Raw genomic sequence first — 1477 nt, forward strand, 5'->3', positions numbered from 1 at the left:
TGGGGGCGCATGTCGGCCGTGCGCTCTGTACCGGTCATCGATGCCATGCTGGCCGCCACAGCACAGGTGCACGATCTCGTTCTCGTCACCCGCAACACGGCAGATGTCAGCGGACTCGGCGTGCAGACCTTGAACCCTTTCGACGCTGCACAGGCTTAGGAACTGAACCGGGGCATGGCCTAATGGTTTGCAACCGCCCCGCCCCAGACGAAATTCCTCATTGTCTCAGTCTGGCTGGAGCACCAATCCAGCCTGCCCAGTGGTAGTCGGCGCGATGCCGGGCTGATCTACCTTCACCGAAAGGACCCCGTATGATGCTCCGTCGCCGCTTGGCCCTCCTTCCTGCCAGCTTACTCGCCGCACCGGCACTCGCGCAGGACGGGCCGTGGCCGAGCCGCCCAGTGCGGGTCGTCGTCGCCTTCCCACCCGGGGGCCTAACCGATACCTTCGGGCGCATGATGGCCGACCGTATGCAGGCGGAGCTTCGCCAGACCGTGGTGGTCGAGAACCGCGGCGGTGCAGGCGGCACAACCGGGACGCAGATGGCGGTGCGCGCCGCACCGGATGGCTACACGCTGGCTGTCGCCGCGCCATCCACGCATGTGACAGGGCCGATACTGTTCGCCTCCCCTGGCTATGACGGGGTGAACGATATCGCGCCCCTGGGCGCCTTCGCGACCATCACCTCGATCGCGGTGGTGCATCCCTCGGTCCCGGCGCAGTCCGTAGCGGAACTGGTGGCGCTGGCGAAGGCACGACCGGGCACGTTGAACTTCGGCTCGGCCGGCGCGGGCGGCTCGGTCCACCTCGCCGGCGAGTTGTTCAAATTGCGGACCGGCATCGACATCGTGCATGTACCCTATCGTGGCGGCGCGCCGATGCTGGCTGACCTGCTGGCCGGGCGCGTGCAGATCGCCTTCGATAACCTGCCGCAAATCTTGCCACATGTACGGTCTGGTGCCGTTCGCGCGCTCGCGGTCACGAGCCGCGAGCGTTCACGCTTCGCACCCGACCTGCCGACCATGATCGAGGCCGGGGTAGCAGACTACGACATCACCTCCTGGTTCGGGCTGACAGCGCCACAGGGTACGTCGCTCTCCATCGTGGAGCGTCTGAACGGCATCCTCCGCGGCATGGGGGACGACCCGACGGTGCAGGCGCGGCTTGAGGCGCTGGGCGCAGAGCCGCTCACCATGACGGCTGAGGAGTTTGGCGCCTTCCTGCGCGCCGAGCGCGTGCGCTACGCGGAGATCATCCGTATCAGCGGTGCACGGGCGGATTGAACGGGGAGGCTTGCTGTCTGCAGGCCGCATCCTGTCCCTCACCGGATCATTGCAGCGAACTGAACTGCCCCGAATTTGCCGGAGGCCAGGACTCCCCAGGGCATCTTGCGCTGAATGCGAGACTGTCAGAAATTTCGTGTAGGGCGGAGCATAGTAGGGAAGAAGGAGACCCCCTATGGCCCGACGGAAAGAGC

Annotated in this window: 1 protein-coding gene; it reads left to right on the forward strand. The window is 66.0% G+C overall.

The genetic code is table 11. From position 1 onward, the window contains the following. Nucleotides 1-455: 455 nt before the first annotated feature. Nucleotides 456-1283: a tripartite tricarboxylate transporter substrate binding protein gene (locus NON00_RS24515; RefSeq protein ID WP_256025422.1), complete on the forward strand. Its 828-nt coding sequence runs from the start codon at nucleotides 456-458 to the stop codon at nucleotides 1281-1283. The last annotated feature ends 194 nt before the right edge of the window (nucleotides 1284-1477 follow it).

It is taken from the genome of Roseomonas sp. GC11 (assembly GCF_024437745.1).
Classification (GTDB): domain Bacteria; phylum Pseudomonadota; class Alphaproteobacteria; order Acetobacterales; family Acetobacteraceae; genus Pseudoroseomonas.